General features: G+C 69.0%; 25 protein-coding genes. 15 read left to right on the forward strand and 10 right to left on the reverse strand.

What is annotated here, in order from left to right:
• Positions 1–278 precede the first annotated feature (278 nt).
• Positions 279–860 (reverse strand): Rv1476 family membrane protein, encoded by a 582-nt coding sequence (locus AC4HOU_RS22905; RefSeq protein WP_228806771.1) that lies wholly within the window; start codon positions 858–860, stop codon positions 279–281.
• Positions 861–1,142: 282 nt separating this feature from the next.
• Here AC4HOU_RS22905 and AC4HOU_RS22910 point away from each other — a divergent pair, with 282 nt between their 5' ends.
• Entirely contained in the window at positions 1,143–3,962 is a 2,820-nt protein-coding gene (locus AC4HOU_RS22910; protein WP_175585953.1) for an aconitate hydratase, read from the forward strand.
• Between the two features lie 159 nt (positions 3,963–4,121).
• Entirely contained in the window at positions 4,122–4,688 is a 567-nt protein-coding gene (locus AC4HOU_RS22915; RefSeq protein WP_014350851.1) for a TetR/AcrR family transcriptional regulator, read from the forward strand.
• 12 nt (positions 4,689–4,700) lie between these two features.
• Here AC4HOU_RS22915 and AC4HOU_RS22920 read toward each other — a convergent pair whose 3' ends face one another.
• Positions 4,701–5,492: a hypothetical protein gene (locus tag AC4HOU_RS22920; RefSeq protein WP_490725202.1), complete on the reverse strand. Its 792-nt coding sequence runs from the start codon at positions 5,490–5,492 to the stop codon at positions 4,701–4,703.
• Between the two features lie 117 nt (positions 5,493–5,609).
• Positions 5,610–6,119, reverse strand: coding sequence for a MarR family winged helix-turn-helix transcriptional regulator (locus AC4HOU_RS22925; protein ID WP_490725204.1), 510 nt, complete (start codon positions 6,117–6,119; stop codon positions 5,610–5,612).
• A 150-nt stretch (positions 6,120–6,269) separates the two neighbouring features.
• On the opposite strand from AC4HOU_RS22925, the gene AC4HOU_RS22930 reads away from it, so the two are divergent.
• The 4 genes from AC4HOU_RS22930 to AC4HOU_RS22945 all read left to right on the forward strand — a co-directional run bounded on the left by AC4HOU_RS22930 (position 6,270) and on the right by AC4HOU_RS22945 (position 8,945).
• Positions 6,270–6,686 (forward strand): cupin domain-containing protein, encoded by a 417-nt coding sequence (locus tag AC4HOU_RS22930; RefSeq protein WP_490725294.1) that lies wholly within the window; start codon positions 6,270–6,272, stop codon positions 6,684–6,686.
• 69 nt (positions 6,687–6,755) lie between these two features.
• Positions 6,756–7,172 carry an acyl-CoA thioesterase gene (locus AC4HOU_RS22935; RefSeq protein WP_163814721.1) on the forward strand — a complete coding sequence of 139 codons (417 nt, stop codon included), beginning with the start codon at positions 6,756–6,758 and terminating at the stop codon, positions 7,170–7,172.
• Between the two features lie 349 nt (positions 7,173–7,521).
• Positions 7,522–7,971 carry a hypothetical protein gene (locus AC4HOU_RS22940; RefSeq protein WP_163814720.1) on the forward strand — a complete coding sequence of 150 codons (450 nt, stop codon included), beginning with the start codon at positions 7,522–7,524 and terminating at the stop codon, positions 7,969–7,971.
• Positions 7,972–8,015: 44 nt separating this feature from the next.
• Positions 8,016–8,945: an MvdC/MvdD family ATP grasp protein gene (locus AC4HOU_RS22945; RefSeq protein WP_280212958.1), complete on the forward strand. Its 930-nt coding sequence runs from the start codon at positions 8,016–8,018 to the stop codon at positions 8,943–8,945.
• A gap of 58 nt (positions 8,946–9,003) precedes the next feature.
• On the opposite strand, the gene AC4HOU_RS22950 is transcribed toward AC4HOU_RS22945, so the two are convergent.
• Together AC4HOU_RS22950 and AC4HOU_RS22955 are read right to left on the reverse strand one after the other, a co-directional pair.
• A complete protein-coding gene (locus AC4HOU_RS22950; RefSeq protein WP_048834140.1) occupies positions 9,004–9,249 on the reverse strand; it encodes a helix-turn-helix domain-containing protein in 246 nt (81 codons plus the stop codon).
• Positions 9,250–9,330: 81 nt separating this feature from the next.
• Positions 9,331–10,962 carry an ABC-F family ATP-binding cassette domain-containing protein gene (locus AC4HOU_RS22955; protein WP_490725208.1) on the reverse strand — a complete coding sequence of 544 codons (1,632 nt, stop codon included), beginning with the start codon at positions 10,960–10,962 and terminating at the stop codon, positions 9,331–9,333.
• A 188-nt stretch (positions 10,963–11,150) separates the two neighbouring features.
• On the opposite strand from AC4HOU_RS22955, the gene AC4HOU_RS22960 reads away from it, so the two are divergent.
• Positions 11,151–11,915 (forward strand): SDR family oxidoreductase, encoded by a 765-nt coding sequence (locus tag AC4HOU_RS22960; protein ID WP_163814718.1) that lies wholly within the window; start codon positions 11,151–11,153, stop codon positions 11,913–11,915.
• A gap of 56 nt (positions 11,916–11,971) precedes the next feature.
• On the opposite strand, the gene AC4HOU_RS22965 is transcribed toward AC4HOU_RS22960, so the two are convergent.
• The 3 genes from AC4HOU_RS22965 to AC4HOU_RS22975 form a co-directional block, all read right to left on the reverse strand.
• Positions 11,972–14,182 (reverse strand): MMPL family transporter, encoded by a 2,211-nt coding sequence (locus AC4HOU_RS22965; protein ID WP_163814717.1) that lies wholly within the window; start codon positions 14,180–14,182, stop codon positions 11,972–11,974.
• Between the two features lie 266 nt (positions 14,183–14,448).
• Positions 14,449–14,838: a PaaI family thioesterase gene (locus AC4HOU_RS22970; protein ID WP_228815323.1), complete on the reverse strand. Its 390-nt coding sequence runs from the start codon at positions 14,836–14,838 to the stop codon at positions 14,449–14,451.
• Positions 14,839–15,074: 236 nt separating this feature from the next.
• Positions 15,075–16,202 carry a PucR family transcriptional regulator gene (locus AC4HOU_RS22975; RefSeq protein WP_490725211.1) on the reverse strand — a complete coding sequence of 376 codons (1,128 nt, stop codon included), beginning with the start codon at positions 16,200–16,202 and terminating at the stop codon, positions 15,075–15,077.
• 198 nt (positions 16,203–16,400) lie between these two features.
• Between AC4HOU_RS22975 and AC4HOU_RS22980 the strand changes: the two genes are divergently transcribed.
• The gene (locus AC4HOU_RS22980; RefSeq protein ID WP_163814714.1) at positions 16,401–16,811 is read left to right on the forward strand and encodes a nuclear transport factor 2 family protein; all 411 of its coding nucleotides are present in this window, start codon (positions 16,401–16,403) and stop codon (positions 16,809–16,811) included.
• Positions 16,812–16,923: 112 nt separating this feature from the next.
• Here AC4HOU_RS22980 and AC4HOU_RS22985 read toward each other — a convergent pair whose 3' ends face one another.
• Positions 16,924–17,640, reverse strand: coding sequence for a hypothetical protein (locus AC4HOU_RS22985; RefSeq protein WP_163814713.1), 717 nt, complete (start codon positions 17,638–17,640; stop codon positions 16,924–16,926).
• 107 nt (positions 17,641–17,747) lie between these two features.
• Between AC4HOU_RS22985 and AC4HOU_RS22990 the strand changes: the two genes are divergently transcribed.
• From AC4HOU_RS22990 to AC4HOU_RS23015, 6 genes are all read left to right on the forward strand, one after another.
• A complete protein-coding gene (locus AC4HOU_RS22990; protein WP_490725214.1) occupies positions 17,748–18,794 on the forward strand; it encodes a FecCD family ABC transporter permease in 1,047 nt (348 codons plus the stop codon).
• Positions 18,791–19,897, forward strand: a complete 1,107-nt coding sequence (locus AC4HOU_RS22995; RefSeq protein WP_163814711.1) for a FecCD family ABC transporter permease — start codon at positions 18,791–18,793, stop codon at positions 19,895–19,897. The genes AC4HOU_RS22990 and AC4HOU_RS22995 overlap by 4 nt, the downstream gene beginning before the upstream one ends.
• Positions 19,894–20,760 carry an ABC transporter ATP-binding protein gene (locus AC4HOU_RS23000; protein WP_490725216.1) on the forward strand — a complete coding sequence of 289 codons (867 nt, stop codon included), beginning with the start codon at positions 19,894–19,896 and terminating at the stop codon, positions 20,758–20,760. Before AC4HOU_RS22995 ends, AC4HOU_RS23000 begins: the two co-directional genes overlap by 4 nt.
• 78 nt (positions 20,761–20,838) lie before the next feature.
• A complete protein-coding gene (locus tag AC4HOU_RS23005) occupies positions 20,839–21,228 on the forward strand; it encodes a BlaI/MecI/CopY family transcriptional regulator (protein WP_036536516.1) in 390 nt (129 codons plus the stop codon).
• Between the two features lie 47 nt (positions 21,229–21,275).
• The gene (locus AC4HOU_RS23010) at positions 21,276–22,214 is read left to right on the forward strand and encodes a M56 family metallopeptidase (protein WP_163814709.1); all 939 of its coding nucleotides are present in this window, start codon (positions 21,276–21,278) and stop codon (positions 22,212–22,214) included.
• Complete coding sequence (locus AC4HOU_RS23015; protein WP_490725219.1) at positions 22,207–23,553, forward strand: DEAD/DEAH box helicase; 1,347 nt, start codon at positions 22,207–22,209, stop codon at positions 23,551–23,553. The genes AC4HOU_RS23010 and AC4HOU_RS23015 overlap by 8 nt, the downstream gene beginning before the upstream one ends.
• Before the next feature lie 356 nt (positions 23,554–23,909).
• On the opposite strand, the gene AC4HOU_RS23020 is transcribed toward AC4HOU_RS23015, so the two are convergent.
• Entirely contained in the window at positions 23,910–24,332 is a 423-nt protein-coding gene (locus tag AC4HOU_RS23020; RefSeq protein ID WP_163814707.1) for a PPOX class F420-dependent oxidoreductase, read from the reverse strand.
• Positions 24,333–24,510: 178 nt separating this feature from the next.
• Between AC4HOU_RS23020 and AC4HOU_RS23025 the strand changes: the two genes are divergently transcribed.
• A complete protein-coding gene (locus AC4HOU_RS23025; RefSeq protein WP_490725222.1) occupies positions 24,511–25,950 on the forward strand; it encodes a GuaB1 family IMP dehydrogenase-related protein in 1,440 nt (479 codons plus the stop codon).
• Positions 25,951–26,012 lie beyond the last annotated feature (62 nt).

Below are 26,012 nucleotides of genomic sequence, written 5' to 3' on the forward strand. Positions count from 1 at the left end.
ACCTCCAGACGATCCGACTGCGGCGTGGCATCACGAGCACCAGCCGACCCATGGAGCACTGTGGTCGGCATATTGCCCTGTCAACACTCTTTCCCCAACAGCGATCATTCGAACCGTACGACACTTGCGTCACGCGCGGAACTACAGCGACGGAATCACAGGTGCGTAATTTGCACTTTGCTCGAAATTAGCCGAATGCGGCACAGGCTTCGGCCCCGAAAAACAAACCGACCGTCAGGAAATGCGGCGCGGATCGAGATGCGAGCCGAGTGAAAGGCTCAGGCGGACGCCGACGCCGAATCGTCGGCGGAACCGGCCGCAGCGCTCGCCGCACGACGCCGCTTGACCCAGTAGAGCCCGCCGACGGCGGCCACGGTGCCGGCCAGCAGCACGCTCGTGAATCCGGTCCACGGCACCGATTCCGGCTGCTGCAGCCGGTCGGCGAAGATCTGCACGGCCTCTTCGGACTTACCGCCCTTCCACTTCGCGGCGTCCTCGGCCCATTCCAGGTGCACCCGACTGATCGAATCGCTGTAGGTGCCCATCCAGTCATCACTGAAGACCGCGACGGTGCCGTGCTGGAACTTGCCGACCTCGGTAGCCAGATCGCGCAGGCTCGAGTCGTGCCACGGATTGCCCTGCACCACGACCACGCTCAGCGGAATGCCATCGGCGCGCGCCTGAGCCACGAGGGCGGCCAGCTCGGACTGATCCTTGCCCTCGGGTGCGGCAACGCCGTCGTCGGCGAGATCCGCGCGGATCTCGCCGAGGTCGGTGTTCTCCGGCAGCCCGGTGGCGACGAGAGAAAAAGCCCAGGTGTGCGAGACGGTCATCTTCCATCCGGTCTTGTCGAGCCGCATCGGCACGCGAGGCGACGGGGTCTCCTACACTGCGGATGAGCACGCCGAGAGGCCGTCCGTCCGGACCGGCCGCCCCGACAGCTCACGGTGGCACAGTACGCGACGCAGTGTCGCATCGGCGCCACTCGCCACGCCGACCGGCGCCGCAACGACGCCCCGCCGCGTTCATAGGACAAGCGTACTGTTAGAGTCGAAGGCGCGAGGAACCGGCACCGTGCGGTGCGGGCAGCCCTCCGAAGACGTAGGCCGTCGGCACAGCCCCGCCGACGGCAACCCTCACAGATGAGTGGAGCTGACGTGACGACAAGTATCGATACTTTCGGCGCCAAAGGCACCCTCGAGGTCGGAAGCAACTCCTACGAGATCTTCCGGCTCTCGGCCGTGCCCGGTACCGAAAAACTCCCCTACGCACTGAAAGTCCTCGCGGAGAACCTGCTGCGCACCGAGGACGGCGCCAACATCACCGCCGACCACATCCGCGCGATCGCCAACTGGGACCCGTCGGCCGAGCCGAACGTCGAGATCCAGTTCACCCCGGCCCGCGTGATCATGCAGGACTTCACCGGCGTGCCGTGTGTCGTCGACCTCGCCACCATGCGTGAGGCCGTCACCACCCTCGGCGGCGACCCGAACAAGGTCAACCCGCTCTCCCCCGCCGACATGGTCATCGACCACTCGGTCATCCTGGACGTCTTCGGCCGCGCCGACGCCCTCGAGCGCAACGTCGACCTCGAATACGAGCGCAACGCCGAGCGCTACCAGTTCCTGCGCTGGGGCCAGGGCGCCTTCGACGACTTCCGCGTCGTCCCGCCGGGCATGGGCATCGTGCACCAGGTCAACATCGAGTACCTGGCCCCGACCGTGATGGTCCGCAACGGCCAGGCCTACCCCGACACCTGCGTCGGCACCGACTCGCACACCACCATGGTCAACGGCCTCGGTGTGCTGGGCTGGGGCGTCGGCGGCATCGAGGCCGAGGCCGCCATGCTCGGCCAGCCGGTCTCCATGCTGATCCCGCGCGTCGTCGGCTTCAAGCTCACCGGTGAGATCCAGCCCGGCGTCACCGCCACCGACGTCGTGCTCACCGTCACCGACATGCTGCGCAAGCACGGTGTGGTCGGCAAGTTCGTCGAGTTCTACGGCAAGGGTGTGGCCGAGGTTCCGCTGGCCAACCGCGCCACCCTCGGCAACATGAGCCCCGAGTTCGGTTCCACCGCGGCGATCTTCCCGATCGACGGCGAGACCATCAACTACCTGCGCCTGACCGGCCGCAGCGACGAGCAGCTCGCGCTCGTCGAGGCGTACGCCAAGGAGCAGGGTATGTGGCACGACCCGGACCACGAGCCCGCCTACTCCGAGTACCTGGAGCTCGACCTCAACACCGTGGTCCCGTCCATCGCAGGCCCGAAGCGCCCGCAGGACCGAATCCTGCTGTCGGAGAGCAAGATCGCCTTCCGCAAGGACATCTACAACTACACCGACGATGCCGTCGCCACCCCGCACAGCAAGCTGGACGAGGCGCTCGAGGAGTCCTTCCCGGCGTCGGATCCGGCCGAGCTGTCCTTCGCCGACGACGGCGCGATCGACGTCACCTCGGCGGCCAACGGCTCCGAGGGGCGCCCCTCCAAGCCGGTGCTGGTCAAGTCCGAGGAGCGCGGTGAGTTCGTGCTCGACCACGGCGCGGTCGTGGTCGCCGGTATCACCTCCTGCACCAACACCTCCAACCCGTCGGTCATGATCGGCGCCGCGCTGCTGGCCCGCAATGCGGTCGAGAAGGGCCTGTCGTCCAAGCCGTGGGTGAAGACCAACATGGCGCCGGGCTCGCAGGTCGTCTCCGACTACTACGAGAAGGCCGGCCTGTGGCCGTACCTGGAGAAGCTGGGCTTCTACCTGGGTGGTTTCGGCTGCACCACCTGCATCGGTAACACCGGTCCGCTGCCGGAGGAGATCTCCAAGGCGGTCAACGACAACGACCTGTCGGTCACCGCGGTGCTCTCGGGTAACCGCAACTTCGAAGGCCGCATCTCCCCCGACGTGAAGATGAACTACCTGGCCTCGCCGCCGCTGGTCATCGCCTACGCGCTCGCGGGCACCATGGACTTCGACTTCGAGACCGACCCGCTGGGCCAGGACACCGACGGCAACGACGTGTTCCTGCGCGACATCTGGCCCTCCCCGCAGGAGATCGACGACACCATCAAGTCGGCGATCAGCCAGGACATGTTCCGCAAGTCCTACGCCGACGTCTTCAAGGGCGACGAGCGCTGGCAGAACCTGTCCACCCCGTCCGGCGACACCTTCGCATGGGACGAGAACTCGACCTACGTGCGCAAGGCGCCGTACTTCGACGGCATGCAGCTCGAGCCCTCGCCGGTCGAGGACATCAAGGGTGCGCGCGTGCTCGCACTGCTGGGCGACTCGGTCACCACCGACCACATCAGCCCTGCCGGTCCGATCAAGCCGGGCACCCCGGCCGCGCAGTACCTGGACGCGCACGGTGTGCAGCGCAAGGATTACAACTCCCTCGGCTCGCGTCGTGGTAACCACGAGGTGATGATCCGCGGCACCTTCGCCAACATCCGGCTGCGCAACCAGCTGCTCGACGACGTCTCCGGTGGTTACACCCGTGACTTCACCCAGGAGGGTGGCCCGCAGGCGTTCATCTACGACGCCTCGCAGAACTACCAGAAGGCCGGCATCCCGCTGGTCGTGCTCGGTGGTAAGGAGTACGGTTCGGGCTCCTCGCGTGACTGGGCCGCCAAGGGCACCCGCCTGCTGGGCGTCAAGGCCGTCATCACCGAGTCCTTCGAGCGCATCCACCGCTCGAACCTGATCGGTATGGGCGTCATCCCGCTGCAGTTCCCGGCGGGCGAGTCGGCCGCGACCCTCGGCCTGACCGGCACCGAGACCTTCGACATCGAGGGCATCACCCAGCTCAACGAGGGTGTCACTCCCCGGACGCTGAAGGTCACCGCCACCAAGGAGGACGGCGAGAAGATCGTCTTCGACGCGGTGGTCCGCATCGACACCCCCGGTGAGGCGGACTACTACCGCAACGGCGGTATCCTGCAGTACGTGCTGCGCAACATGATTCGTGGCTGATCAGGCCAGGTCTCCGCGCACGCGGGAATGACCCTCGCGACCGGTTCCGGTCGTCGCGCAGAGTGAGGTCCGCGCACCGTGCCCGCGGTGCGCGGACCTTCGCGCATTCCTTCGATTCGACATTTCTCGTTCGCACCCCACTCCCAGGGAGTTCGCACCATGCCGAAGGTCAGTGACGATCACCTCGCTGCCCGGCGCAGCCAGATACTCGACGGTGCCCGGCGCTGCTTCGCCGAATTCGGCTACGACGGCGCCACCGTGCGCCGATTGGAGGAGGCCATCGGGCTCTCGCGCGGTGCGATCTTCCATCATTTCCGCGACAAGGACGCGTTGTTTCTCGCGCTGGCCCAGGAAGACGCCGAGCGGATGGCCGATGTCGCGGCCAATCAGGGCATCGTGCAGGTCATGCGGGACATGCTGGCCAATCCCGAGCAGTTCAACTGGCTCGGCACCCGGCTCGAGATCGCGCGCAGGCTGCGCACCGATCCCGAGTTCCGGGCCGGCTGGACCCAGCGCTCGGCCGAGTTGACCGCCGCGACGCTGGCGCGGCTGGAACGCCGCAAGGCCGCGGGCGCGCTGCGCGACGATGTGCCGACCGATGTCCTGCTCGGCTATCTGGATCTGGTGCTCGACGGGCTCATCGCGCGCATCGCGTCGGGGCACACCAACGAAAACCTGTCCGCCGTATTGGATCTGGTCGAAGCATCGGTGCGCCGCAGGGAATGATGGCCCGCGGTGTCAGAACGTCGCGTTCAGATAATTGGCGGCGTGCGTCGTCCACAGCACGCCGGTGCCCGGCATATCGTGGCCGGAGTACAGCACGTGCTGGCCATCGGGCCACGGGGTGAGGTAACCGATCACCCCGTGCACCGCTTCGGCATAGCGGGCGGCATTGGCCAGCGGGTCGGCCAGCAGGAAGCGCAGCAGTTCGGCGAAGATCAGCGGCGCCGCGTTGCCGAACCTGGCGCCCTCGACGAACGAGAACGGCGAAATCCCGACATCGATGATACGCAGCGGTGAATCGGCGCGCACCGAGGTGATGATGTCGCCGGGGTTGGCGTATTCGCGGACCGCGAGATCGGGCCAGTCGCCGCGCTGACCGTGCAGGCCGAAGGTGTCGGGCGGGCACAGATCGCCCACCGACTCCCCCGCGCGGCGCAGCGGATTGGCGAAGTTCACCACGAAGGCGATCTCGAGCGGGCTGCCGTCGGTATTGGTGTAGGTGCCAGCCCGCACGCCCTCGAGGATCCGACTCGCGCAGATCGATCCCAGCGAATAGCTCAGTAGCCCACAGACATTCGGGGACTGCTGGATGGCTTCGACGCCTGCGGCGGTGCCGATCCGCACCGAGGTGTCCAGCGACGGCCCCCAGACATCCGGTGAGGGACCCACCGAGGCGGGCCAGTCCGGTTCGAAACACCGGAACCGCTGCGGATCCAGCAGTTTCGTGACGTCGCGCAGCATCCCCGTCGGGGCGCCGCCGGGATCGCGTGGCTCTCCGGTCCCGCGCAGCGTGATGATGTCGATCATCGCCAGTCCCTCCTCACCGGCCCGCCGTTGCTCGGCGGGCACCCAACGGTATGGCCGGGCCACGAGCGGCGCCCGAGTAGCGAACTACCCCAATTGTGCCCGCGCCCAGCCCGTCGGCTAGGGCGAATCGCCTTCCCATCCGGCGAGCAGGGCGCGGACGATGCGGTCCAGTTCACCGCGGTCGGCAGCGGAAAGCACCGACAGCAGCCTGGTTTCGTTCTCCGTGTGCGCGGTGACGACGGTATCGATCAGCGCGCGGCCCGCGTCGGTCAGCGCCACCCGGATGGCGCGGCGGTCGGCGGCGTCGGCGATGCGGCGCACCAGACCCGCCGATTCCAGCCGGTCCAACCGCCCCGTCATGCCCGCCCGCGACAGCATGAGCGTGTCCGCGAGCACGGAGGGGTTCAGTTCGAACGGCTCGCCTGCCCGGCGCAGCGTCGCCAGCACGTCGAACTCGCCGCGTTGCAAGCCGTGCGCGGTGAACACCGCTTCGATCTCGCGGCGCGCCAGCGCTTCGAACCGGGCCAGGCGTCCGAGTACGGCCATCGCCTCCAGGTCGAGGTCGGGCCGTTCGCGGCGCCATTGCGCCGCGATCGCGTCCACCGCGTCGGCGATCGGTTGGTTCATGGACAGCATTCTATTCGCTGGGATATAGTTCGGTACCGAATTATCAACCAACGAACAACTGGAGCTGTCATACCGATCCCGGAACGCGCCGCCGCCATCCGTCAGCCGCACGAGACCGAACTCCTCGGCACCGAGGACACCCGGGTGCGCCTGCTCATCGACAGCGACGAAACGGGCGGCTCGGTCAGCACGGTCGAAGTCACCCTGAGCCGCGGCGCCGACGGTGCGGCACCGCACTTTCACACCCGCTCCGACGAGCTGTTCTACGTCGCCGACGGCGAATTGCAACTGCTCGCAGGCGAGGAGATCGTCACCGTGGGCGCGGGCGGGTCGATCGTGGTCCCACGGCATATGACGCACGCCTTCGGCGCGACGCCCGACAGCGGGGCCCGCATCCTGATCGCACTGATGCCCGGTGTGCAGCGGTTCGATTACTTCCGGCTGCTGGACCCGATCGCCGCGGGCGAGGCCACGCTCGCCGACCTCGCCGCCACTCAGGACGAGTTCGACAACCATTTCCTCGACGCGCCGCGGTGGTGGGATGAACGCGCCGCGGGCCGCCGCTGAATCCCGCGCTGTGACACGAATATCACCGGACCGGGGAACATCGCGGGCCGCGCCGGGGTTCGCCAAGGCATGACCTTCTCCGTCCCCGTCATCGTCCGCGGATACGAGCTCGACACGCAGGGCCACCTGAACCAGGCCGTGTACCTGCAGTACGCCGAACACGCGCGCTGGGAGTTGCTGCGCGCGGCCGGTGTCAGCCAGGACAAGCTGATCGCCAGCGGCGTCGGCCCGGTGGTACTGGAGCAGACCATCAAGTACCTGCGCGAACTGCGCGGCGGCGACGAGGTCGAGGTCACCTGCGAGTTCGACTGGCAGGACGGCAAGATCTACGGCCTGCTCCAGCAGATCCGCAAACTCGACGGCACCGTCGCGGCGGAATTCCGGGTGGTGGGCGGATTGCTCGATCTGTCCGCGCGCAAACTCGTGGCCGATCCCCGGGAACGCTTCCGCGCGCTCACCGATCGCGCCGAACTGCTCGGGCTCTGACAACCCGGCGCCGACGCTGCGCCGACCCGGACCGCATCGGGACGCAGCATCCGGCTCCGCGTCTTTGTGAAACTCGTACGGGTCTGACTGCGCCCGGAGACCGGGCGCACGCCACCTTCGGGCAATACCCGCAGGCGGGTGCGCCGCGCCCACGATAGCCATGTGATTGCGCGCCTGTTCGCCCCACCGCACCGAAAATCTTTCGGCGCTAGCGGTTCCCGCGCGCAATTCCGGTTTGCCGGAGCCGCGGTAAATCTCGCGAACCGGGCCGGGGACAACCCCGCACGCGATATGATCCAGAGCACGCTCGGGGGTCCTGGCAAATCGTGAGCAGATCGGAGTTTCCACCATGACCGATGCCATCCACTTCCCCGGCGCCGCGGCGACCGGTGACCGTGTTCCCGCACTGCAGGGCATGCTCGTGGCCCAGTCGGAACGCGATATCACCGTCCGGGTGGCCGAAGGGACGTGGACCTTCCGGCGCGCCGATGTGCTGCGGGTACTCGAATCCGACGCCACCGCTGCCGCGCCGGGGCGTCCGGTGCTGGTCGACATCCGCCCCGGCGCCACCGCCGACTTCACCCGCAGGCTACGCATCGACGTCGTCGACCGGCCCATGACGCTGGCCGCGCCACCGTCACCGGCCTTCGGCGACGATCTACTACGTGAGCTCACCGAGTCCTGGGCCGACGAACTCCAGCTGCTCGACGCACCGGGCTCCGGCGCGACATTCACCTATTGCCAAACGAAATCGCACGCGGGCAGCGACGACGGCATCAACTGCGACAGCCTCGACTGAGCGGCGGGCAGGTGGCCGCTCCCCGGACGGGTTCGGTATTGATCGTGTCCGAATCCGACGATCTGCACGCGACCGCCATGGCGGTGACGCTGCGAGAACAGCACGGCGTCAACCCGATTCAATTGGATCTGCGTGATTTTCCGCGCGAGTCCGGTAGTTTCCGGCTCGACCGGCTCGGCACCACACGGTCGATGTCCCATCTCATCGGCCTCGACGAGGTGCGCTCGGTGTGGTGGCGGCGTCCGCATCCCGCCCAGGTGCCCGCAGGCGTGCGCGCCACCGACGACGCCTTCCGGCAGGCCGAATGCGATGGATTCATCCAGGGCCTGCTGTGGTCGATCCCGGCGCTGTGGGTCAATGACCCCGGCAACGATCGCACCGCCAACCGCAAGATCGTCCAGCTCGAGACCGCCCACCGGGCCGGCTTCGCCATCCCGGAGACGCTGATCACCAACGATCCGGACGAGGCGCGCAGTTTCATCGAATCCCGGCCCGGCGCAGTGGTTTACAAACGCACCGGCACCAGCAGGGCCGAGTTCGCCGAGACCAGGATCGTCGGCGAATCCGATCTGGCCAGGCTCGCCGGGATCCGCAGCGCGCCGACCATCTTCCAGGATTACGTCGTCGCCCGGTGCGATCTGCGGGTGGTGTGGGTCGACGGGGTGGCGTGGACGGTGCGCATCGACTCTCAGGCCGGAGCCGGGCACGTCGATTCGCGGCTGGACACCTCGGTCGAGTTCGCCCCGGATCAGCTGCCGGCCTCGGTGAGCAAATCGCTGGCGATCCTGATGGGGGCACTCGGTCTGAGCTTCGGCGTGCTGGATCTGCGCCTCGGCGTGGACGGCGAGTACTACTTCCTCGAGGTCAATCCGCAGGGCCAGTTCGCCTACCTGGAGATCAAGACCGGGCTGCCCATCTTCACCAGCCTGGCGAACCTGCTGGTGCTCGGCGATGGTGCCGTCGCCGAGCGCTGATGCGCGCGCACCGGTAGACGCCGCGCCACCATGGGTGCGCGGCAACGCCCCGGTGTGATTACTGGGCTTTGCGCCGGTTGGCCCCGCCACGGCTGCGGAGCTGCACATGCGACTCCACCAGCACGTTGTGGATGAAGCCGTAGGAGCGGCCGGTCGCGCGCGCCAGGGAGCGGATGCTCGCGCCCGCCTCGTATTGCTTCTTCAACTGCGATTGCAGGCGGTCGCGCGACTTTCCCGTGACGCGTGTGCCCTTACCCAGGGTGGTCTTTCCCGATGTGGCTCTGTGTGCCGGCCTGTCGCTCATGGCTTCCTCCGAGTCGCCGAGCAGCGTCATTCCAGGCTAAGCACTCCGGAGGCCGTGATCAACGGATTCCCCTGATGAAAATCACGCGAGCTGAATCAATTCCAGATACTCGGCCGACCAGTGGTCCTCGGTGCCGTCCGGCAGCAGGATCACCCGCTCGGGGGCCAGGGCTTCGGCCGCGCCCGGATCGTGGGTGACCAGCACGACCGCGCCCGCATAGGTGCGCAGCGCGTCGAGCACCTGCTCGCGCGAGACCGGGTCGAGGTTGTTGGTCGGCTCGTCGAGCAGCAGCACATTCGCCGCCGAGGACACCAGACCGGCCAGCGCCAACCTGGTCTTCTCACCGCCGGACAGGGTGCCAGCGGGCTGCTCGAGCTGCGGGCCGGTGAACATGAACGCGCCGAGCAGGCCGCGCAGATCCTGTTCGCCCGCATCGGGCGCCGCGTGACGGATGTTCTCCCACACCGTCGCGTTGTCGTCGAGAGTGTCGTGTTCCTGGGCGAAGTAGCCGACCTTCAGTCCGTGCCCGGCGACCAGTCCGCCCGCGGTGGGCTTCTCCACCCCGGCGAGCAATCGCAGCAGCGTGGTCTTGCCCGCGCCGTTGAGGCCGAGCACGACGACCCGGCTGCCGCGGTCGATGGCCAGATCGACGCCGGTGAAGATCTCCAGCGAGCCGTAGACCTTGGTCAGGTTCTCCGCCATCAGCGGGGTCTTGCCGCAGGCCGCGGGTTCCGGGAACTTGATCCGCGCCACCTTGTCGGCCACGCGCACCTCGTCGAGTTCGGACATCAGTCGTTCGGCGCGTTTGACCATGTTCTGCGCGGCAACGGCTTTGGTGGCCTTCGCACCGAGCTTGGCGGCCTGCGCGCGCAGGGCCGAGGCCTTCTTCTCGGCATTGGCGCGTTCGCGGCGGCGGCGTTGTTCGTCGGTGGCGCGGGCGTCGAGGTATTTGTGCCAGCCCATGTTGTAGACGTCGGCCTCACCGCGTACCGCGTCCAGGAACCACACCTTGTTCACCACGTCGGCGAGCAGCTCGACATCGTGGCTGATCACGATCAGCCCGCCCTCGTGGTTCTGCAGGAAGCCGCGCAGCCAGGTGATGGAGTCGGCGTCGAGGTGGTTGGTCGGTTCGTCGAGCAGCAGGATGGTATCGGAGCGGCCGCCGCTGCCGTCGGAGGCGGCGAACAGGATGCGCGCCAGTTCGATGCGGCGCCGCTGACCACCGGACAGCGTGCGCAGCGCCTGGCCGAGCACCCGATCGGGCAGGCCGAGGCTGCTGCAGATGCGCGCGGCCTCGCTCTCCGCGACGTAACCACCCAGCGCCGAGAACCGCTCCTCGAGCCGGCCGTATTTGCGGACCGCGCGATCGCGTTCGGCCTCGTCGGCCACCTCGGCCATCAGCGCCTGCTGCTTTTCCATATCGCGGATCAGCGTGTCCAGGCCACGCGCCGACAGCACCCGATCGCGGGCGAGCACATCGAGATTGCCTTCGCGCGGATCCTGCGGCAGGTAGCCGATATCGCTGGAACGCAGGATCTTGCCCGCATAGGGTTCACCCTCGCCGGCCAGGATGCGCAGCGTGGTGGTCTTGCCCGCGCCGTTGCGCCCGACCAGCCCGATCCGGTCGCCCGCCTGCACGCGCAGGGCCGGCCCTGGGGCCGACAGCAGTGTGCGGACTCCGGCCCGGACCTCCAGGTCGGTCGCGGTGATCACAGATGTCTCCTAGGCGCGTGGTGGGAATGCTGCTCGATTGTGCGACGGGATGCGCACAAGAACCACCGATTTTACCTGCCGCCCGCCCCGCCCCGGACACCCGGCGGACGTGAGAGGCATTACCGTCGCCCGCGACGGCCGCACAGCCAGGCACCGTGGGCACGGCGACTGAAGTAACGTGACGTCACATGACTACGGATCTGTTGGGCAAAAGCGCACTGGTGACCGGAGCCAGCCGCGGAATCGGTCACGCGGTGGCCGCCGAATTGCTGCGCCGGGGCGCGAACGTGCTGATCACCGCGCGCAAGGCGGAACCCCTCGAGCAGGCGGCCGCACAGCTGCGCGAACTCGGCCATCAGGGCGAGGTGGTGGCGCTGGCGGGCAACTCCGGTGACGCCGACGCGCGCGCAGCCGCGGTGGATCGCGCGGTGACCGAGTTCGGTTCGCTCGACATCCTGATCAACAACACCGGCATCAACCCGGTCTACGGCTCCCTCATGGACGCCGACCTCGATGCCGTGCGCAAGATCTTCGACGTCAACGTGGTGGCCGCGCTCGGCTACATCCAGCAGGCCCACCGGGCCTGGATGGGTGAGCACGGCGGCGCGGTGGTGAACGTGGCCAGCGTGGCCGGCATCCGGTCGACCGGCGTGATCGCCGCCTACGGCGCGTCCAAGGCCGCGCTGATCCGGCTCACCGAGGAGCTGGCCTGGCAGCTGGGACCGAAGATCCGGGTGAACGCGGTGGCGCCCGGCGTGGTCAAGACGTCCTTCGCCGATGCGCTCTACTCGGCCGATGAAGAGGCCGCCGCGAAGGTGTATCCGTTGAAGCGGCTGGGTGCGCCCGAGGATGTGGCGCGGCTGATCGGGTTCCTGGTCTCGGCGGAATCCGGCTGGATCACCGGCGAGACCGTGCGCGTCGACGGCGGTCTGCTCTCCACCGGCGGAATCTGACAGACCCGGCGAACAACTCGGCGGTGTCCGCGTCGTCGCGGACACCGCCGTTGCTGTCAGACCCCGACCGGCTGACGCCAGTCGTCCTTGTCCTTGTCCACCGGGGCCGGCGGCAGCGACGGCCCCTCGTCCAGGCCGTACCGCTCGTGCAGTCGGCGCAGCGGTCCCGGCGCCCACCAATTCCAGTCGCCGAGCACCTTCATCGCCGCGGGCAGCAGGAATCCGCGCACCAGCGTCGCATCGACCAGCACCGCCAGCGGCAGTCCGATGCCGAAGGCCTTCATGAAGGTGATGTCGGAGGCGAGGAAGCCGAGGAACACCAGCGAGATCAGCACCGCGGCGGCGGTGACGATGCGGCCGATGCGTTCCAGGCCCACCGCGATCGCGACCTCGTTCTTGCCGGTCTGGTCGTATTCCTCGCGAATCCGGGCCAGCAGGAAGACCTGGTAGTCCATCGCCAGGCCGAAGGCGACGCCGAAGAGCATGACCGGCACCGTGGCCGGTAGATCCCCGGTGACGGTGAAGTCCAGCAGCCCGGACAGATGTCCGTCCTGGAAGATCCAGACCAGCGCGCCGAAGGTGGCGGTGAGGCTGAGGAAGCTGAGCACGACCGCCAGCACCGGCAGCACCACGCTGCCGGTGAGCAGGAACAGCACCACCAGCATCACCAGGATGACGAACCCGAGCGCGATCGGCAGGGTCGAGATCACCTCGTCGATGGCGTCGGCATTGGCGGCAGCCACGCCGCCGACCAGGACCGCCGAAGGCGCCTCGACCGCGCGCACATCGTCCACGATCCGATCCAGCACCTCGGGATCGGTGGTGTCGGGGACCACCGACAGGTAGGCCGCGGAGTCGGTGGCGAACTGTTCGTGGGTGTCGGTGGCCGGGGCCAGCAGGCCACCGTGGGCGTAGCTGCCGGTCGCGGTGTCGACCCGTTGCACATCGTCGATGTCGGAGACGCGGCGGGCGTAGGCGTCGAGACCGGACTTGCCCTCGGGCAGCACGATGAACAGCCCGCTCTGTTCGGTGACGGTGAAATCGCGCTGGATCGCCTCGGTGACCTGCCTGTTGTTCATCGACTCCGGCAGCGAACGCTCGTCGGGGAAGCCCAGTTTGATGCCGAGGAACGGTGCTCCGAGCACCAGCAGCAGCGCCGCGACCGCCAGTCCGATCGGGACGGGCCTGCGCATGACCGCGGTGGCCAGGCGATGCCAGAAACCTTCGCCGGGCGCGGGCCGCGGCGCCCGGAAGAACCAGCCCAGCTGCCCTTTGTCGATGCGGGTGCCGACCAGATACAGGATCGCCGGCAGCACGGTGAGCGAGACGGTCGCCGCGATCAGCGCGACGGCGAGCCCGGCGTAGCCCATCGAGCGGACCGCGAGCAGCGGGAAGAACAGCAGCCCCGACAGCGCGACGGCGACGGTGGCGGCGGAGAAGGCCACGGTGCGACCGGCCGAGCGCATGGTGGCCGCGACCGCGGGGCCCGGATCGGTCCCCGCGACCAGTTCGTCACGGAAGCGGTTGATCATCAGCAGGCTGTAGTCGATCGCCAGACCGAGCCCGAGCAGGGTGGCGACATTGGTCGCGGTCGCGGCCAGATCGGTGGCCAGCGCGATCAGCCACAGCGTGCCCATGGTGATCATCACCGTGACCATGGCGACCACCAGCGGCAGGCTGGCCGCGACGAGGCCGCCGAAGACGAACAGCAGCGCGATGAGGGTGATCGGGAAGGCGATGGATTCGCCCATCACGACGTCTTTTTCGCTCTGCTGCACGGTTTCGCGCAGCAGCATCGCGTAGCCGCCGATGCGGACCTCGACCGGGCCGTGGCTGCCCTCGAACCGTTCGGCGATATCGCCGACCCGGCGATCGACGTCGGCCTCGTCGCCGAGGATGCTGGCCACGATCAGGCCCTTGCGGCCGTCGGCGCTGCGCAACGCGGGCGTCTTGTCGGTCCAGTAGGAGGCGACGCCGGTGACGCCTGCCTCACCCTTCAGCTGATCGACCAGTTCGGTTGCGGCGGTGGCGACCTCATCGTCCTCGACGGGCCGGTCGGCCTCGACCAGCAGGACGAGGTTGGGCGGGGCCTGCCCGAATTCGTCGGCCAGCGCCTCGGTGGCCCTGCTGGATTCGCTGTCGGGGGCGATATATCCGCCGCCCTGCACCTTGTCGAACAGGGTCGAGCTCAGCATTCCCATGGCCAGTGCGAGCACCGCGAACACGGCCAGAATCTGCCGGCTGCGCCGCCTGGTCAGTCCGAACACAGCGTTTTCCCTCACTCCCGCGCGGCCGCGCCCAGCTGCTGGGCGCCGCCGATTCCACGTCGACGTCGGGTGACAACGGCCACCGGGCGTCGCGGCCGACGCCCGCGCGATCCTAACAATCCCCGCAGCAAAGCCGCTGAGCGAGAAGAGTTTCCATCTGCGCGGCACCGCCGCAGCCGAGGTCGCTGAAAGTTAGCCGGGTCGCCGGGTTCCGGTGCCCCGCTCCGCGCTCGACAGCGCTCGGGCGGGAAGGCCGGCCGCGAGGATCAGGACTGATGGGGCAGGTTCTGCAACCGCACCTGACCGCGCGCGACCACGCGCCCGGTCTCGTCGGTGACCACGACCTGCCACAGTTGCTGGAGCCGCCCCTGATGCAGCGGGGTGGCCTCGCCGGTGAGCGTGCCCTCGCGCACCGCGCGCAGGAAGTCGGTGCTGTTGTTCACGCCGACCACATTGCCGCGCTCGCCGTACCAGACGCCGCCACCGACGCTGGCCAGCGATTCGATGACGGTGCAGAGCACGCCGCCGTTCTGGATGCCCGCGGGCTGGTGCAGCTTGGGGGTGACCTCCCATTCGCCGCGCACCAGATCCGGGCCGACGGCGGTGTAGCGCAGGCCGATCAGATCGGTGAAGGTGCCTTCGCTGTACTTCGTCATCAGCTCGGGGGTGATATCGGCCAGCGAGGTGAGCGCGTGGGTCTGCTGTTCGGTCATGGATCCACCTTTACACCACCGGTCTCGGCCGCTCGCGGCACATCCCGTCAGCGGGTCCGGGAACAGAGCGACGGGCTCCACCGGAGTGGAGCCCGTCGCGGCAATGGATCGGGGGTCACCGCAGCCCTCGGGACTCTCGCTCGATCCGTACGCCAGGACCGAGTATAGGTCAGGCTTACCTAACTGAGCAACCCGTTGCCGGGAGCCCCGAGCAACCGAGCCTGCACGGCCAGGTACAGCAGGGCAGCCTCCGCAGGCACCGCCAGCGCGATACCGGTGAGCTTCTCCACGCGTTTGAGCCGGTGCAGGACGGTATTGCGGTGCAAGTGCATTCGCTGTCCGACCGCGGCGGTCGAACCCGCCAGTTCGAACCAGGCCGACAGGGTGCGGACGAGATCGTCGGCGTCGTCGGGCCGGAGTCCGTCGAATGCGGCCAGGGTGTCGGCCAGGACATCGGTGGCGAGCGCGGGGTGGGCCGCGATCAGGGCACGCGCGGGCGAGGACGCGTACCGGTGGACGCCGAGATCGTCCGGGCCCAGGCATCGGAAAGCCAGCCGGGCCTGATCGAGCGCGCCGGGTGCGGCGGCGAGATCGTCGAACGGCTTGCTGGCGCCCGCCCGGGACCGCACCCGGCGTACGGCGTCATCGAGGACGTCGGGGGTCCGCGCGGCGACCAGCGTCACGCGATCGTCGGCCACCACGGTCCGCACCGTCGTCACGCCCGGGGCCTGGAGGCGAACATCGCCGACCAGGATGAGGAACGCGCCACGTGCGGGCAGGCCCATCCGCTCACACAGCCGCGCACGGCGTGTCGCCGGGAGCCCGGGATCGAGCAGTGCGCGCAGCAGCCGTGGCATGGGCCGCTCGTCTTCGGCGGCCACGATGTGCCGGTAGGCGTCCGCCGCGGCGACCGAGTATTCGTCCACGGTCGCCCACACGACGGTCGACAGCCGGGACAGCTCGGCGCCGTCGGCCCGGCCCGCTCGTTCGGCGATGATCTCCCAGAACGCCAGCCCGGCAAGCCGGTAGGCGTGCAACAGGCTGTCCAGCGAGACCCCGCGTTCGGCCTTGAGACGACCGGTGCGGCGGGCGGGCTCGAGGGAATACGGCACGCCCCCGATGGCGTCGAGCATGGATGCGATGTTGCCGGTCACGACGGCTGCCAGCTCGTCGTGATCCAACGCGGCGGCGCTGTAATCCTGCTCGTCGGATTCGATTCTGGTGGTGACCCTTTCGGAAATCGCGGCCAGGTCCGCCCGCAGGCCCGACAACAGCGCGGCAGGCCCGGCGGATGAGTCCCAGGTCACCCGGCGAGTCTAATTCCCGTTGTGCGGCCGCACATCGGGAATGCCCGAAGCGGGGGCGTACGCCCGTCGCCACGACGGGCCCGCGGCGAAGACACTGGACGTCCGCGATCAGCATCGAATTCCAGCGGTGGGCACACCGATTCCCGGCGCCATCGCCGATCGCGCGCATCCGACGCACCACGACAGGAGTTCCTCGCCATGAGCACCGCAACCCGTGAGCTGTTCGACCGCTATCACGCCTGCTGGGCCGACCGCGATCCCGATCGCATTGTCGCCCTGCACACCGAGGACTCGATATTCCACCTGCATTCGGGCCAAGAGCCCGCCCGCGGCCGGGCCGCGATCCGCGACGCCGCCGCTGGAACCTTCGCCCTGGTGCCCGACCTGGTCTTCGATCTGGTCTCGTTGCGCGTCGGCGAAGACTTCTGGGTGGTGCGGTGGCAGCTGCGCGGCACCTCCGCGACCGGTAATCCGGTGGCCGTCGATCTCGCTGACTTCGTGCTGGTCGAGAACGGGGCCGTCAAGGAAAAGCATTCCTATGTGGACGGGGTCGCGATGCAGGCCGCCGTGGGTGCGGCCGTCCTCGACCGCTCGGCTCCCGCCCACTAGCGCCGCACCGGGCAGGAACAACGCCGGACACCTCGGTCCCGCGTCATGACCCGCCCGGCACAGCCGAACGCCCGGAAACCCGGCGCGCGAGCATCGCGCCGGGTCGAGCGCCCTACCGGACCAGTGCCCCCGTTGCCGCACGGCGCACCGGCAGCCCGCGCTCCTCCAGTGCCATGAGCACACCCTGCCCACGGCGCATGCCGACCGCAGCATCGGTGCGCGCCAGATCGGGCACGTAAGTCGCTGCGCCCGACACAGATTCACCGACCAGGCCCCAGAAACGGCGGGCACTCAGACCCGAGCACCGGGTCAGGCACTCCTGAATCAGGGTCAGCGACGGCTCGCAGCGATGGGCCAGCCAGACGAACATCGCCTCCTCGCACGGCAACCCGACCACACCCCGCTCGCCCGCATGGATGTCGTCGTCGAGCGCGCGGATGGTGGTGTCGACCAGGCCGGCCCAGTCGATGCCGCCGTCGTTGTCGGTGTGGATCCAGAGGTTCTCCAGACCCGGATCCCAGGCTCTGCCCTCGGCGACCAGTAGCGCGACCACCCGGCCGAGCACGGCGTGAATGAGCGCGGTGGCAACCACTTCCGCGGCGATGTCGGCGCTGATCATCTCGGCGGCATGGCGCCGGTACATGAGTTCGATCCTGCCTTCGCGCAGCCCGTCGGCCAGCCGCCACCAGCGGCGTTTGCCCTGTTCGGCCATCGCGGCGACGGCATACACTCTCGGATGCTCCGGTTGCAATGCCCGCAGCCGGGTACAGGCGCGCCCGAAGGCCGGCTGGGTGGCACGGAATGTGCCAGTGGTCGCGAGTTCGGGCATCGAACCTCCTCGGGGTGGACTCCGTCGCGGTGTCACTCGGAAGATAGGTTAGCCTTACCAGACCTAGCAAGTATTGCGTCGAACACAGTGAGGAGTCTTTCGCCGCCGTGACCGCCCTTGCGACCATGAGGCGGCGTCGTATCACCGGTCTCCTGCTGCTCATTGCGCTGCTGGGGCTGACGCTGATCGCCAGCGTCGCGATCGGAACCCGATCGCTGGCCCCGACCACGGTCTACGACGCCCTCGACCACGCCCTGTCCTGCGCGGACGGGCCCTTCCGTTGCGCCGCGCTGTCCACCGAGGAAGAGATCGTGCGCGGGCTGCGGCTGCCGCGCACCGTCCTCGCGCTGGTCACCGGGCTCGCCCTCGGCATGGCCGGTGCGCTGATCCAGGGCTACACCCGTAACCCGCTGGCCGACGCCGGACTGCTCGGCCTCAACGCCGGTGCGGCGTTCCTCGCGGCACTGAGCATGTACCTGTTCGCGTTCACCGCCCCGGAGCAGTACATCTGGTTCGCGTTCGCGGGCACGCTCATCGCCGGGCTGATCGTGTTCGGCGCATCCTCGATCGGCGCGGGCTCGGCGAGCCCGTTGAGTCTCGTGCTGGCGGGCGCCGCGGTGACGGCGTTCCTGCAGGCGCTGACCAACGCCATCGTCACCCTCGACACCAGCGCCCTCGACAGCTACCGGTTCTGGGTGGTCGGCGAGGTCTCCGGGCGCGGCGCCGAGGTCTTCTGGCAGGTGTTGCCCTTCCTCGCGGCCGGCGCGGTGCTGGCGCTGATCGCCGCACCCGGACTCAATCTGCTCAGCCTCGGCGACGATGTGGCGCGCAGTCTCGGCGTGAACATCGGCCGCAGCCGGGCACTCGGCCTGACCGCGGTGGTGCTGCTGTGCGGTGCCGCGACGGCCGCCGTCGGGCCGATCGCGTTCATCGGCCTGGTGGTTCCGCATATCGCGCGCGTGTTCACCGGGCCCGACAACCGTTGGCTGATCCCCTATTCGGGCCTGTTCGGCGCCCTGGTGCTGCTGGTCGCCGATACGGCGGGCCGGGTGGTCGCGCGTCCGGGCGAACTCCAGGTGGGCGTGATGCTGGCCGCGGTCGGCGCGCCCTTCTTCATCGCCTTGGTCCGGCGACGGAAGCTGGTGAGCGTATGACGATCTCACTGCCCGAGTCCGAGCAGGCCACCGCGCCGCGGCTGCGTTCGGCCCTGCGGTGGGGCCCGGTTTCGCTGGTGCTGCGGCCCAGGATGGTCGTGATCATCGCGGTGCTCGCCGTCGCGCTGTTCGGCCTGTTCTGCCTCGACATCGCCATCGGGGAAACCAATCTGGGCTTCGGCAAGGTGCTCGATGTGCTGGCCGGTGGCGGCACCCGCTCGCAACGGTTCATCGTGTTCGAATCCCGGCTGCCACGCGCCCTGACGGCTGTCGTGGTCGGTGCGGCGCTCGCGATCGCCGGCGCCATCACCCAGTCGATCCTGCACAATCCACTGGCCGCGCCGGACTTCCTCGGCATCACCTCCGGGGCCGCGCTCGGCGCCGTCGCGGTGATGGTCGGCACCGGCGGCGCGACCACCGGCTGGGCGATCTCGCTCGGCACCCCCATCGCCGCCATGGTCGGCGGGCTCGGCACGGCCGCTGTGATCTATCTACTCGCCTGGGGACGCAACCCGCTCGGCGGCAGCGGGGTGACGGTGATGCGGCTGGTGCTCATCGGCGTCGGGGTGAACTCGCTGCTGCTGTCGGCGATCAGCTGGATGCTCACCAGCGCCAGCCTCGAAGACGCCGCCCGCGCCCAGCTGTGGCTGACCGGCTCGCTCAATTCGGCCGACGACTCCAAACTCGTACCCGCCGCGATCGCGCTGGCCGTGGTGCTGGTCGTCGCGGTCGGCTCGGCCAGGACGCTGGCGGCGCTGCGCCTCGGCACCGACACCACGCGCGTGCTCGGCGTGCGGATCCAGACCCAGCAGGCCGTGCTCATCGGCGCGGCGGTGATCGGCGCGTCGGTGGCGACCGCGGCGGTCGGGCCGGTGGCGTTCGTCGGGCTCGCCGCGCCGCAGATCGCCCGCCGCGTGCTGCGCACTCCCGGTGAACCGCTCATCGGTTCGGCGGTGATCGGTGCGATCCTGGTAGTCGGCGCCGATATCGTCTCGCGCACGTTGTTCTCGGTCGAACTGCCCGTCGGCATCGTGACCGCGGCCATCGGCGGCCCGTTCCTGCTGTTGTTGCTCATTCGTTTGAATCGGAAGGCCACGCTGTGAAGACCGGACAAGCCCCGCAGAACGGCTCGCATCAGCTGGCCGCCGACGGCGTGACGCTCGGCTACGGCGAACGGGTCATCGTCGACGGATTGAGTCTCGACATCGCCCCCGGCGTGATCACCACCGTCATCGGACCCAACGGCTGCGGCAAATCCACCCTGCTGCGGTCACTGGGCCGGCTGTTGAAGCCGAGCGCCGGGCAGGTCCTGCTGGACGGCAAGGCGATCTCGTCGATGAAAACCAAGGACGTCGCCCGCATCGTCGGCATGCTGCCGCAGACTCCGGTCGCCCCCGAGGGCCTGACGGTGGCCGATCTGGTCGCGCGCGGACGTCATCCACACCAGTCGTGGATCAAACAGTGGTCGGCCACCGACGAATCCGAGGTGCTCACCGCCCTGGAACAGACCGGCATCGCCGATCTGGCGCACCGATCGCTGGACGAACTGTCCGGTGGCCAGCGCCAACGGGCCTGGATCTCCATGGCCCTGGCCCAGGGCACCGACATCCTGCTGCTCGACGAGCCGACCACCTACCTCGATCTGGCGCATTCGCTCGAGGTGCTGGATCTGGTCGACCGGTTGCACGATGAGCTCGGCCGCACCGTGGTGATGGTGCTGCACGATCTCAACCTGGCCATCCGCTACAGCGACCAGCTGATCGTCATGCGCGACGGGCGCATCATCGCCAAGGGCGCACCGGCCGATATCATCGACGCCCCGCTGCTGCGCGAGGTGTTCGGGCTCGAGGCCACCGTGTTGGAGGATCCGATGTCGGGGCGGCCGATGATCGTGCCGATCGGCACCAGGCATGTGCTCGGTACGGCGGGCGGCCCGGTCGCCGCCGAGGCCGCCGACGGAGTATGACCAATACCACACCAGCTACCAGCCAGTTACGACACCCTGTAGTACGCATCCGCGTCGTTGAGTCCGTAAAATTGTGGAATGGCAGGACTTGGTGAACTCGAGAAAGCGGTCATGGACCAACTGTGGTCGGCCGACGAACCGCAAACGGTCCGGCAGGTACACGAAGCGCTGTCGGCGCGCCGCGAGCTCGCGTACACCACGGTGATGACGGTTCTGCAGCGTCTGGCGAAGAAGAACCTGGTCGTTCAGCGGCGCGATGACCGCGCCCATCGGTACGCTCCCGTGCATACCCGCGACGAGCTGGTGGCCAGCCTCATGGTCGATGCGTTGCAGCAGGCCGAGGAAGCGGGCAGCAAGGCCGCCGCCCTGGTGCACTTCGTGGAACAGGTCGGTAAGGACGAGGCTGCGGCGCTGCGCGAGGCACTCGCTAAGCTCGAAGCAGATGAGGACACCGCACCGTCGCCGTGACCGCAGTGTCTTCGACCCCTGGCCCCACAACGCAGTGAGCTGAGTCGATGAACGCAACCGCGCCGGTCTTCGCCGGTCTCGCATTGCTTCTCGCGGGGCCTGCCCCAGCCCTGCTCGCCCGGTCGAAGTGGACATACCGCACACCCCGGGCCGCGCTGGTGCTGTGGCAGGCGATCGCGCTGGCCGCCGTGCTGAGCGCGTTCGGTTCCGGACTGGCGATCGCCAGTGAGCTGCTGGTGCCCGGTGCGGACGGGCGGCCGACCACCTCACCCACCGACGAGATCGACGCGCTCGGGCTGCCGCTGTGGCTGGCCTATGTGTTCGTCTTCGCGCTGACGCTGATGGTCGGCGCACGCCTGATCTGGGCCGCGATCCGGGTCGGCGTGCACACCCGGCGCCGGCGCGCTCGCCATCGGATGCTGGTCGACCTGCTGGACCAGAGCGGCCCCGAACGCCGCGCCGCCGATATCCGGGTGCTCGCCGCCTCCGAACCCATCGCCTATTGCCTGCCCGGCCTGCGCCAGCGGGTGGTGGTGAGCGCGGGCACGCTGGACAATCTCGACGAGCGCGAACTCACCGCGATCCTCAGCCACGAACGTTCGCATCTGCGGGCTCGCCACGACCTGGTGCTCGAGGCGTTCACCGCGGCCCATGAGGCCTTCCCCCGTTTCGTGCGCAGCAAGTCGGCGCTCGATTCGGTGAAGCTGCTGATCGAGTTGCTCGCCGACGATTCCGCGGTCAAGGTCACCGGACCCAAGCCGCTGGCCCGGGCGCTGGTGGCCTGTTCGAAGTCGACGGCGCCGCAGGGCGCGCTGGCCGTCGGCGGTCCGAGCACGCTGATCCGGATTCAGCGGTTGTCCGGGCCGCTGGGCGATGTGAAGATCGCGGCCGCCGCGTATCTGGGTTCGATCGCGATTCTGGTGGTGCCGACGCTGGCCGTCGCGATTCCGTGGCTGGTCGAGCTGACTCGGCTGTTCCGTGCCTGAACCATCCACTGCCCCGGCCACATTCGCCGCGCTCGGGCTGCCGGTCGTGCTGGTGCACGCGCTGGGCCGCGAAGGCATCCGCACCCCGTTCCCGATCCAATCGGCGACCATCCCGGACGTGCTCGCCGGACGCGATGTGCTCGGCCGGGCACCCACCGGGTCCGGGAAGACCCTGGCCTTCGGGCTACCCATGCTGGTACGCCTGGCCGGTGCGCCGTCGGCACCCCGCCGTCCGCGCGGCCTGATCCTCGCACCCACTCGCGAACTGGCGGCGCAGATCGAGGGTGCGCTGGATCCGGCGGCGCTCGCGCTGGGGCTTCGGCTCGGCACCGCCGTGGGTGGGCTGCCCATCAAACGTCAGGCCGAGCGCCTGGCGCGCGGTGTCGACCTGCTCATCGGGACACCCGGCCGGCTCGCCGATCTGATCGCCCAGCAGGCGCTGGCACTGGACGCGGTGCGCATCACCGCCATCGATGAGGCCGACCATCTCGCCGAACTCGGTTTCCTGCCGCAGGTACAGACGCTGGTCGATCAGATCCCGGCCGGCACTCAGCACTTGCTGTTCTCGGCCACCCTGGATGACGCCGTCGATGATCTCGTGCACCGGTACCTGCGGGACCCGGTCACCCATGCCTCCGAGCCGATGCCCGAGACCGCGGCCGCGGCTCCCGCCGCCACGCACCACCTGCTGTTTCTGCGCAAGGCCGATAAGCGCGATGTGGTGGCCGAAGTCGCCGCCCGCACGGGCCGCACCCTGCTGTTCGTGCGCACCCAGCACGGCGCCGACAAACTGACCGCGCGGCTGCGCGAGATCGGGGTCGACGCCCAGGCCCTGCACGGCGGCAAATCGCAGAACAACCGCAACCGGGTGCTGGCCGCGTTCGCCGACGGCTCGGTGCCGGTCCTGGTCGCCACCGATGTCGCCGCCCGCGGCATCCACGTCGACGACATCTCGCTGGTGGTGCACGTGGACCCGCCCGCCGATCCCAAGGACTACGTGCACCGCGCCGGCCGCACCGCCCGCGCGGGCGCCACCGGCACTGTCGTCACCCTGGTCACCGAGGACCAGCGCGACGAGGTCGCCGCCCTCACCCGCCGGGCGGGCATCCACGCCGCCGAGGCCACCGTCACGCCCGGCGATCGGTTTCTTCGCCGACTGACCGGTGCCCGCACGCCGCCGGGCGTCCCGATTCCGCAGCCTGCGGCCGAACCAGCCGCGCCGACGGCTTCGGCCAAGCCGCGACGCGCCGGACGTCCCCACGACACGCCCGGGAAAACACGCCGCCACACCGGAAATTCGCCACGCTCGCGACCGGGCCGCAACCGGCGCGCAAACTGATCGGCGCTGTTCCGGGCCGACGATCCGGTCAACGCATCGCCCATCCCCGAACTCGGCGTCGCGCGCCATTGATGCGCGCCGCCGTCGAGGGCAACCAGGACGTGCCGCACGAGCAATCCGGCACGGCGTGTACATCGGCAACCGGTGCCCCACTTATGCCGACTCGGCACAGCCGCCCGGTACCCGTGGTGTCCGAGGCCGGTAAGGCGGCCACGCGGGTTGCAGGGATGCCGATCAGGCCTCCAAATCCGCCCGACACCCGGTTGCCCGGGCCGATGATCTGGTCGAGCACCGGATGCGGAGCGCCGACCACGGACCTGCCGAGAGGATCCGGCCACAGTGCCGGAACGCATGGCTCAGTCCGGCCGGCGGTGCACCGCTTTCCGCGCCGGATACCAGCTCTCCCCCGCCGGCTCGCCCGCCATATTCCAACTCCACGACACGGTGGGCGTGATCGGGACGAAAACACCGGGTCCGACCATGCCCACTCGTTCGACAGGGTCGCCCGCCTCGCCGTATACCCGGACCGCGCGGGCGATGAACGGGTCCATCGACACCAGATCGTCGACCACCAGCGCCACCTTCCGCCGCCCCGCCCGGACATTGCGGAACTTGCGCGTGTCCAGCACGGACGCGCCGACGCCGCCGATCCAGAAGTGGGTGCCGTCGAATTCGTACGCCAGCGGCACCACATCGGGCTGATCGCCCGCGCCGAGGGTGGCCACCCTGGCTACCGGTTGCGACCGTAGATAGGCCAGCTCGTCCTCGGTGAACGACATGCGGCGACTTCCTTCCTCGTGGCGAAAAGCACAGCCGGCGGTGAGCCTGGATCGACGATCGTTCATGCGGCCGTGCGGCGCAACCACCTGCGGGCGCGTGGCGGGCCGGGCCGGGCTGCCGCCCCGGCCGGCGCCGAGTACGGCGCACGTTCGGTGCGGCGCGATTACCATCGGTGCAGTGCAGTTTCTCCCTGGACATCAGCCGCCGTACGACCTGACCTACGACGACGTCTTCCTCGTCCCGAACCTGACGGATGTGGCGTCGCGGTTCGACGTCGATCTGTCGACGATCGACGGGTCCGGTACCACCATCCCCATCGTCGTCGCCAATATGACCGCGGTCGCGGGCAAGCGCATGGCCGAGACCGTGGCCCGGCGCGGCGGCATCGTGGTGTTGCCGCAGGATCTGCCCAACAATGCCGCCGCCGACACCATCGCCTTCGTCAAGAGCCGGTCGCTGACCGCCGACACCCCCGTCACGCTCAGCCCGGAGCAGTCGGTGTCAGAGGCCGTCGCGTTGATCCACAAGCGCGCGCACGGTGCCGCGGTGGTGGTCGACGAGACCGGCCGCCCGGTCGGTGTGGTCACCGAAGCCGCCTGCGCCGACGTCGACCGCTTCGCCCGGCTGCGCGATGTGGCCGCCACCGATTTCGTCACCGCCCCCGTCACCGCCGCCCCGCGTGAGATCTTCGACCTGCTCGAGGCCGCGCATTCGAGTCTGGCCGTATTGCTCGCCGAGGACGGCACCCTGGCCGGCGTGCTCACCCGCACCGGCGCCATCCGCACCGGCATCTACACCCCCGCCGTGGATGCCGCGAACAAGCTCCGCATCGCCGCCGCCGTCGGGATCAACGGTGACGTGCCCGCCAAGGCCAAGGCCCTGGTGGACGCAGGCGCCGACCTGCTGGTGGTGGACACCGCGCACGGTCATCAGGTCAAGATGCTCGAAACCCTGCGCGCCATCAGCGATCTCGGGCTGGGGGTGCCGCTGGTCGCGGGCAATACCGTCTCGGCGCAGGGCACAAGGGACCTGGCCGAAGCGGGTGCGGACATCATCAAGGTCGGTGTCGGCCCCGGCGCCATGTGCACCACTCGAATGATGACCGGCGTCGGCCGCCCGCAGTTCTCCGCCGTCGCCGAATGTGCGAGCGCCGCCCGGGAACTCGGAGTGCACATCTGGGCCGACGGCGGCGTGCGCCACCCGCGCGACGTCGCGCTCGCGCTGGCCGCGGGCGCATCGAACGTGATGATCGGCTCCTGGTTCGCCGGCACCTACGAATCCCCCGGCGACCTGCGCATCGACCGTGACGGCAACGCCTACAAGGAGAGCTTCGGCATGGCCTCCAAGCGCGCCGTCGCCGCCCGCACCGCCGCCGACAGCGGCTTCGACCGGGCCCGCAAGGCGCTGTTCGAGGAGGGCATCTCCAGTTCGCGGATGCGGCTGGACCCCGAACGTCCCGGCGTCGAGGACCTCATCGACCACATCTGCTCGGGTGTGCGCAGCGCGTGCACCTACGCGGGCGCGCGCTCACTGGCCGAATTGCACGACAAGGCCGTGCTCGGTGTGCAGTCCGCCGCCGGATTCGCCGAGGGCCGGCCGCTGCCCAGCGGTTGGTGAATCAACCACGGACCGGCCCACGCGAGACGCGCGTGGGCCGGTAGCATAAGGGTTGCCGGCAC

The organism is Nocardia sp. JCM 38205 (genome assembly GCF_058222935.1).

Bases quoted from the DNA above. Each gene is read 5' to 3' on its own strand.
- AC4HOU_RS22905 (WP_228806771.1), bottom strand. From the start codon at position 860: ATGCGGCTCGACAAGACCGGATGGAAGATGACCGTCTCGCACACCTGG.
- AC4HOU_RS22910 (WP_175585953.1), top strand. From the start codon at position 1,143: ATGAGTGGAGCTGACGTGACGACAAGTATCGATACTTTCGGCGCCAAA.
- AC4HOU_RS22915 (WP_014350851.1), top strand. From the start codon at position 4,122: ATGCCGAAGGTCAGTGACGATCACCTCGCTGCCCGGCGCAGCCAGATA.
- AC4HOU_RS22920 (WP_490725202.1), bottom strand. From the start codon at position 5,492: ATGATCGACATCATCACGCTGCGCGGGACCGGAGAGCCACGCGATCCC.
- AC4HOU_RS22925 (WP_490725204.1), bottom strand. From the start codon at position 6,119: ATGAACCAACCGATCGCCGACGCGGTGGACGCGATCGCGGCGCAATGG.
- AC4HOU_RS22935 (WP_163814721.1), top strand. From the start codon at position 6,756: ATGACCTTCTCCGTCCCCGTCATCGTCCGCGGATACGAGCTCGACACG.
- AC4HOU_RS22940 (WP_163814720.1), top strand. From the start codon at position 7,522: ATGACCGATGCCATCCACTTCCCCGGCGCCGCGGCGACCGGTGACCGT.
- AC4HOU_RS22950 (WP_048834140.1), bottom strand. From the start codon at position 9,249: ATGAGCGACAGGCCGGCACACAGAGCCACATCGGGAAAGACCACCCTG.
- AC4HOU_RS22960 (WP_163814718.1), top strand. From the start codon at position 11,151: ATGACTACGGATCTGTTGGGCAAAAGCGCACTGGTGACCGGAGCCAGC.
- AC4HOU_RS22970 (WP_228815323.1), bottom strand. From the start codon at position 14,838: ATGACGAAGTACAGCGAAGGCACCTTCACCGATCTGATCGGCCTGCGC.
- AC4HOU_RS22980 (WP_163814714.1), top strand. From the start codon at position 16,401: ATGAGCACCGCAACCCGTGAGCTGTTCGACCGCTATCACGCCTGCTGG.
- AC4HOU_RS22985 (WP_163814713.1), bottom strand. From the start codon at position 17,640: ATGCCCGAACTCGCGACCACTGGCACATTCCGTGCCACCCAGCCGGCC.
- AC4HOU_RS22995 (WP_163814711.1), top strand. From the start codon at position 18,791: ATGACGATCTCACTGCCCGAGTCCGAGCAGGCCACCGCGCCGCGGCTG.
- AC4HOU_RS23005 (WP_036536516.1), top strand. From the start codon at position 20,839: ATGGCAGGACTTGGTGAACTCGAGAAAGCGGTCATGGACCAACTGTGG.
- AC4HOU_RS23010 (WP_163814709.1), top strand. From the start codon at position 21,276: ATGAACGCAACCGCGCCGGTCTTCGCCGGTCTCGCATTGCTTCTCGCG.
- AC4HOU_RS23020 (WP_163814707.1), bottom strand. From the start codon at position 24,332: ATGTCGTTCACCGAGGACGAGCTGGCCTATCTACGGTCGCAACCGGTA.